The 6,162-nt window shown below is 67.3% G+C and carries 8 protein-coding genes and 1 pseudogene; 5 read left to right on the top strand and 4 right to left on the bottom strand.

What is annotated here, in order from left to right; translation table 11 throughout:
- Both VIR09_RS11990 and gpmA read right to left on the bottom strand, forming a co-directional pair.
- A pseudogene (locus VIR09_RS11990) lies at positions 1-970 on the bottom strand (peptidase); the annotation flags it as partial.
- 7 nt (positions 971-977) lie between these two features.
- Positions 978-1,730 (bottom strand): 2,3-diphosphoglycerate-dependent phosphoglycerate mutase, encoded by a 753-nt coding sequence (gene gpmA, locus VIR09_RS11985; RefSeq protein WP_332013075.1) that lies wholly within the window; start codon positions 1,728-1,730, stop codon positions 978-980.
- A gap of 175 nt (positions 1,731-1,905) precedes the next feature.
- On the opposite strand from gpmA, the gene VIR09_RS11980 reads away from it, so the two are divergent.
- The 5 genes from VIR09_RS11980 to VIR09_RS11960 are packed head-to-tail and all read left to right on the top strand — an operon-like array spanning position 1,906 to position 5,353.
- A complete protein-coding gene (locus VIR09_RS11980) occupies positions 1,906-2,328 on the top strand; it encodes a rhodanese-like domain-containing protein (RefSeq protein ID WP_332013074.1) in 423 nt (140 codons plus the stop codon).
- A gap of 51 nt (positions 2,329-2,379) precedes the next feature.
- A complete protein-coding gene (gene grxC / locus VIR09_RS11975) occupies positions 2,380-2,637 on the top strand; it encodes a glutaredoxin 3 (protein WP_332013073.1) in 258 nt (85 codons plus the stop codon).
- Positions 2,638-2,673: 36 nt separating this feature from the next.
- Positions 2,674-3,207, top strand: coding sequence for a protein-export chaperone SecB (gene secB, locus VIR09_RS11970; RefSeq protein ID WP_332013072.1), 534 nt, complete (start codon positions 2,674-2,676; stop codon positions 3,205-3,207).
- A 21-nt stretch (positions 3,208-3,228) separates the two neighbouring features.
- Positions 3,229-4,314 carry an NAD(P)H-dependent glycerol-3-phosphate dehydrogenase gene (locus VIR09_RS11965; RefSeq protein ID WP_332013071.1) on the top strand — a complete coding sequence of 362 codons (1,086 nt, stop codon included), beginning with the start codon at positions 3,229-3,231 and terminating at the stop codon, positions 4,312-4,314.
- A gap of 46 nt (positions 4,315-4,360) precedes the next feature.
- On the top strand, positions 4,361-5,353 hold the full coding sequence (locus tag VIR09_RS11960) for a tripartite tricarboxylate transporter substrate binding protein (RefSeq protein WP_332013070.1): 993 nt from the start codon (positions 4,361-4,363) through the stop codon (positions 5,351-5,353).
- A gap of 50 nt (positions 5,354-5,403) precedes the next feature.
- Here the strand turns inward: VIR09_RS11960 and VIR09_RS11955 are convergent, their stop codons facing one another.
- A complete protein-coding gene (locus VIR09_RS11955) occupies positions 5,404-5,874 on the bottom strand; it encodes a tRNA (cytidine(34)-2'-O)-methyltransferase (protein WP_013396662.1) in 471 nt (156 codons plus the stop codon).
- Positions 5,875-5,953: 79 nt separating this feature from the next.
- On the bottom strand, positions 5,954-6,162 hold a 209-nt coding region (locus tag VIR09_RS11950; RefSeq protein WP_332013069.1), incomplete at its 5' end, for a ComF family protein.

Below are 6,162 nucleotides of genomic sequence, written 5' to 3'. Positions count from 1 at the left end.
CGCGGGCGTCGCGGGCATCTCGATCGCGTTTGGCGCTGTCGGCAGCCAGCTTGGCCTTGTCGGCGGCAAGCTTGCGGTCGGCCTCGGCCTGCTTGCGGGCATCCTCGGCGGCGCGGCGCTCGGCATCGGCGCGCTTTTTGGCTTCCTCGGCGACACGGCGGGCTTCTTCCGCGCGGCGCACTTCCTCGGCCCGCTTGCGCGCTTCCTCGGCCTTGCGGGCGTCCTCGATCTGCTTGGCGATGGCCGCGTCCAGATCGGTGATGAGCCGCGACAGGCGCTGGTCGTCGCGTCCCAGCTTGTTGGCTTCGGCGCGCTGGGCGGCGATCTGCCCCTCCAGTTGCGCCAGCAGCGTGGCGCGCTCTTTCTGCTGACCGACCAGCGCGGTCTTCTGCTCGGAGGTCTCGGCCACGACTTTTTCGATTTCGGCGCGGCGGGCGTCGGCGCGCCCCTGCAGGGCGGCCAGGCGCTCGATGTCCTCGCGCAGGGCCTGCACCGCGCTGGCGCGGGCCTGTGAAACGTAATCCAGATAGCCCAGGTTGCGCCCCAGCACTTGCGGGTCGTCGCCGGACAGCAGCGCCGTCCAGGGCGACAGGCCGCTGGTGTATTGGGTGCGCAGTTGCTCGGCCAGTTCGGTGCGGCGCTTGGCCAACACCACCTGCTGCGTGCCGATCTGCTTTTCCAGGCCGGTCAGGTCGGTCTGCGCCTGGCGGTTGGCCTCGGCCAGCTCCCGCAGGCGCAGGTTGATCTTGGAAATGGCCGACTCGGACTGCTTGAGCCCGTCGGCCGCTTCCTTGCGGGCAGCCTCGCGGTCATCGATGTCCTTCTGCAGGTTCTCGATGCGGTCGCGCAAGGCGGCCTGCTGCTTTTCCGCGTCGGACTGGCGGCCGGCAAGGTCGTTGGGCGCGGCGCGAGCCGACAACGCCCCACCGGTCAGCATGACCGCCAACAACAACCCTGCCGCGCGACGCATAGAAATATCAGTCCTTCTTAGCCTTGCCCTGGGCTGCCACCGCAGCCATGGCCGCCTCGATCTCGGCGGCATCGCCCAGATAATAGTGGCGGATCGGGCGCAGGTCATCATCCAATTCGTAGACCAGCGGCTGGCCGGTAGGAATGTTCAGGTTGACGATGTCCTCGTCCGAGACGTTGTCCAGGTGCTTGATCAGGGCGCGCAGGCTGTTGCCGTGGGCGGCGATCAGGACATTGCGGCCGGCGCGGATGGCCGGGGCGATGGATTCGTTCCAGAACGGCAGCACGCGCTCCACCGTGTCCTTCAGGCATTCGGTGGCGGGCAACTGGTCGGCCGGCACCTTGGCATAGCGCTTGTCGAAACGCGGATGGCGTTCGTCGTCCAGCGCCAGCGGTTCCGGGGCGATGGCGTAGGCGCGGCGCCAGATCAGCACCTGCTCGTCGCCGTACTTGGCGGCGGTTTCGGCCTTGTTCAGGCCTTGCAGCGCGCCGTAGTGGCGTTCATTCAGGCGCCAGGTCACGCCGACCGGGGTGTACATGGCGTCCATGGCGTCCAGGGCGATCCACAGGGTGCGGATGGCGCGCTTGAGCAGCGAGGAGTAGGCCAGGTCGAAGGTAAAGCCCTCTTTCTTGAGCAGCTCGCCAGCCTTGCGGGCCTGTTCGCGGCCGGTCTCGGTGAGGTCGACGTCGGTCCAGCCGGTGAAGCGGTTTTCCAGATTCCACTGGCTTTCGCCGTGGCGCATCAGAACGAGTTTGTGCATGATTTGGGACGCTTGTAACGCGGGTTAAAGTGAAGGAATGCGGTGAAGGAATGCGCTCATTTTATAATTGAGCGATTTTGCCCTTGATTTTGCCCCGGCGCACCCGCCCATTTCCGTGGCGCGGCGCTTCAGGGTTCGCCTATACCAGGCTAGTCGCCGCACTTCAGGATGCCCCGTGGACCTTTTGCAATTCTTGATCGATAAAAACAACGTCTTCATTGTCGCCGTTGCCGTGATTTCCGGCGTGATGCTGGCCATCCCCGCCCTGCGCAAAGGCCGCAGCGGTTCCGCCGTGAGCACGGCCGAGGCCATCCAGATGGTCAACCAGCGCCAGGCCGTCTGGGTCGACGTGCGCTCCGCCGAGCAGTTCCAGGCTGGCCACATCGCCCAGGCGCGCAACGTGCCCGCCGCCGACCTTGAACAAAAGGCCGCCTCGCTGCCCAAGAACAAGCCGCTGGTCGTGGTTTGCGACAATGGCCGCGATTCGGCCCGCGCCGCGGCCAAGCTGCGCACCCAGGGTTTCGCCGACGTCGTGCCGCTGGATGGCGGCATGCGCGCCTGGTCGGCCGCCAACCTGCCGGTCACCCAGAAGGGTTGAAGCCAGGGGCTGCGCCCCCATCTACCTATTCTTGTACCCCCAGGAGCGCCTATGAACAAAGTCGTCATGTACAGCAAGGACTATTGTCCCTATTGCGCCCGCGCCAAGGCCTTGCTCGAGCAACGCGGCGTGACCGACCTGGAAATCATCCAGATCGACCGGGATCCGTCCCAGCGCGAGGTCATGATCGAACGCACCGGCCGGCGCACCGTCCCGCAGATCTTCATCGGCGATACCCATGTCGGCGGCTGCGACGACCTGATGGCCCTGGACCGCTCGGGTGGCCTCGCCCCCATGCTGGCCAGCTGATCCCCTTTTTTGCCCCTCCCACCAACGGAAACACTCATGGCTGATCAAGACCAAAACTCCCAGCAAGAAGGCGGCAACGACGCGCCCTCGTTCAATCTGCAGCGCGTCTACCTGAAAGACCTTTCGCTGGAAATGCCGAATGCGCCCCACGTTTTCCTGGAGCAGGAAGCGCCCCAGGTCGAGGTGAGCATCACCGTGGGCGGCCAGCGTCTGGCCGAAACCGTGTTCGAAACCACGGTCACCGTCACGGTCACCACCCGCATCAATGAAAAGGTCGTGTACCTGGTCGAAGGCACGCAAGCCGGCATCTTCGAAGCCGCCAACATCCCCGAAGAGCAGCTCGATCCGCTGCTGGGCATCGTCTGCCCGACCATGCTGTACCCCTACCTGCGCGCCAACATCGCCGATGCGATCACCCGCACCTCGATGCCGCCGCTGCACCTGACCGAAGTGAACTTCCAGGCCCTGTACGAACAGCGCCTGGCCGAGCTGCAACAGCAGCAAGGCGCCGCCAACGGCAACGGCAGCGACTCGGGCATCATCCTGCCCCCCGGCGCGACCCGCCAGTAAAGCAGGCCGCGGCGTCCCCTCATGAACAATCCCGTTGTGCCACGCTTGCGCGTCGCCGTCCTGGGTGCGGGAAGTTGGGGCACCGCGCTGGCGGCGGCCGCCAGCCGCCGCCACGCCACCGTACTCTGGGCGCGCGATGCCGCGCAGGCGGCCGACATGGCCGCCACGCACGAAAACGCGCGCTACCTGCCTGGCATCCCGCTGCCCCAGGCACTGAACATCTCCTCCGATCTCGACGCCACGCTGCGCAGCCTGCAAGAAGACGGCGCGCGCCGGCTGATTGTGCTGGGCGTGCCTGTGGCCGGCCTGACCGCCATCTGCGGCGAGCTGTCGCGCCGGCTGCCCGCCTTGGGATTGCAGGACACCCCCATCGTCTGGACGTGCAAGGGCTTTGAAGCCGACACGGCCAGGCTGCCCCACGAAATCATGCGCGAGGCCCTGCCTGGCGCGACTGGCGGGGCATTGTCGGGCCCCTCGTTCGCGCGCGAAGTCGCGCAGGGCCTGCCGGTGGCGCTGACCGTGGCCAGCGACAACCCCGCCTTGCGCGATGCCACCACCGCCGCCTTCCATGGCGCGGCGCTGCGCGTGTATGCCAGCACCGACCTGGTCGGCGTGGAAGTGGGCGGCGCGCTGAAAAACGTAATCGCCGTCGCCTGCGGCATCGGCGACGGCCTGGCGCTGGGCACCAATGCCCGCGCCGCGCTGATCACCCGCGGCCTGGCCGAGATGACCCGCTTTGGCGTGGCGCTGGGCGCCCAGGCCGAAACCTTCGCCGGGCTGACCGGCCTGGGCGACTTGGTGCTGACCGCGACCGGCGAGCTGTCGCGCAACCGTCGCGTAGGTCTGGAAATCGGCGCCGGCCGCAAGCTGGCCGACATCCTGGCCAGCGGCATCACGGCCGAAGGCGTGCGCTGCGCACGCGCCGCGCTGGACCGGGCCCGCGCCATCGGGGTCGAACTGCCGATCACCGAGGCCGTCTGCGCCGTGCTGTTCGAGGGCGTGGCCCCCATGACGGCCGTGTCCGCCCTGCTGGCGCGCGACGCCCGCTATGAAAGCGTGGCGGGCAGCGGCCAGCCGGACGCGGCGTCGGATCGACAGTCCAACTGATCCGCCTGATAACAAACACCACGCACAACCCGAGGAGACATCCTTCATGACGCAAACCCGCAAGTTCCGGGTCGGCCCGCTGCTACGCGGCCTGTGCCTGAGCCTGGCCGCCGTCCTGCCGGCCGCCGCCCACGCCGACTGGCCCGATCGCCCGATCCACATGGTCGTGCCCTTCCCGCCCGGCTCGTCGCCCGACATTCTGGCGCGCACGATCTCGGAGCCGCTGTCGCAGGCGCTGGGCCAGCCCATCGTGATCGACAACAAGCCGGGCGCTGGCGGCAACATCGGCACCCGCATCGTGTCGCAAGCCAAGCCGGACGGCTACACGCTGCTCTACACGATCAACGGCCCGCTGGTCACCGCGCCCACGCTGTACAAGAAGACGCTGGGCTACGATCCGCTGCGTGACCTGCAGCCGGTGTCGCTGGTCGGCACCAGCCCCAACGTGCTGGTCGTGCCCAGCAGCCTGAAGGTCGATAACGTCAAGGATTTTGTCGCGCTGGTGAAGGGCCGCGGCAATTCGCTGAACTACGGTTCGGTGGGCCCGGGCAGCTCGGCTCACCTGGCGATGGAAATGTTCAAGGAAAGCGCGGGCGTCGACCTGGCGCACATCCCCTATTCCGGCTTCCCGCAGGTCATTTCGGCCATCATCGGCGGCGACGTCCAGGCCGGTTTCATGGTGCCGGCCATCGCCGTTCCCCAAGCGCGCGACGGCAAGGTGAAGCTGCTGGCCGTGACCAGCCTGCAGCCCAGCGAGGCGTTGCCGGGCGTGCCGACGATGGCATCGCAGGGCTATCCGGACTTCGAAGCCATTTCCTGGAACGCCGTGCTGGTCCCGGCCGGCACGCCCACGCCCATTGTCGAACGCCTCAACAGCGAACTGGCGCGCATCATCGACAGCGATGCCGTGCGCAAGCAGCTGGCGCTGCAATACTTCACGCCTGCGCCGTCCACGCCGGAAGCCCTGACCGCCCGCATCAAGAACGAAAAAGCGCGCTGGGATCAGGTGATCCAGAAGCTGAATCTGTCGCTGGATTGATCGCAAGCCAGCTGTGATGGGCATGCGCGTTGGATGCAGCGCGCGCCCCGTCACACTCCCCCTTCGTACCCCTGCTGCCGCCAGGCCTCAAACACCGTCACCGCGACGGCATTGGACAGGTTCAGGCTGCGCTGGCCGGCGCGCATCGGCAGCCGCAGGCGCTGCTGGGGCGGGAACATCGCCTGATGTTCTTCCGACAAGCCCGCGGTTTCGCGGCCAAACACGAACACGTCACCCGGCTTGAAGCCGATATCCGCCACGCTGCGCTGGGCGTGCGTGGTCAGCGCGTAGATGCTGGAGGGCGCAGCGCCGGTATCGGCCAGCGCTTCCTGCAAGGTGTCGTGCACGCGCACCGGCTGCCATTCGTGGTAGTCCAGGCCGGCGCGGCGCATGCGGGCGTCGTCGAGCTCGAAGCCCAAGGGGCGGACCAGATGCAGCTGTGCGCCCGTGTTGGCGCACAGGCGGATGGCGTTGCCGGTATTGGGAGGAATTTCGGGACAGACGAGGATGACGTGGAACATGGTGCTGGGGCTCGAAACGGCTTGCGGTCGGAAGATCGCCGCACATCTGGAATTGTCGCCGATTTGCTCCCGGGCAAACTCAGGGTGTGCGCGCTGCGACCAGCACCGAGACACTCGCCGCGCCCGCAGCCACCAAGGCGGCAGCAGCGGCATTGGCCGTGCTGCCCGTGGTCATGACGTCGTCCACCACGACGAGGTGCCGTCCGCGCACCTCACCCTCGCAATAGAACAGGTTTTGCGCGCCGAGCCGGCGGGCGCGGCGGCCCTGCGCGGTCTGCCTGGGGGTCT

Origin of the sequence: Achromobacter sp., from assembly GCF_036567245.1 — a bacterium.
In the GTDB taxonomy this organism is placed as follows: domain Bacteria; phylum Pseudomonadota; class Gammaproteobacteria; order Burkholderiales; family Burkholderiaceae_B; genus Achromobacter.
This window is presented reverse-complemented; position numbering and strand designations above follow the sequence as displayed.

What these genes read in the sequence shown, in the direction of transcription:
- gpmA (WP_332013075.1), bottom strand. Translation starts at nt 1,730, where the DNA reads ATGCACAAACTCGTTCTGATGCGCCACGGCGAAAGCCAGTGGAATCTG.
- grxC (WP_332013073.1), top strand. Translation starts at nt 2,380, where the DNA reads ATGAACAAAGTCGTCATGTACAGCAAGGACTATTGTCCCTATTGCGCC.
- secB (WP_332013072.1), top strand. Translation starts at nt 2,674, where the DNA reads ATGGCTGATCAAGACCAAAACTCCCAGCAAGAAGGCGGCAACGACGCG.
- VIR09_RS11965 (WP_332013071.1), top strand. Translation starts at nt 3,229, where the DNA reads ATGAACAATCCCGTTGTGCCACGCTTGCGCGTCGCCGTCCTGGGTGCG.
- VIR09_RS11960 (WP_332013070.1), top strand. Translation starts at nt 4,361, where the DNA reads ATGACGCAAACCCGCAAGTTCCGGGTCGGCCCGCTGCTACGCGGCCTG.
- VIR09_RS11955 (WP_013396662.1), bottom strand. Translation starts at nt 5,874, where the DNA reads ATGTTCCACGTCATCCTCGTCTGTCCCGAAATTCCTCCCAATACCGGC.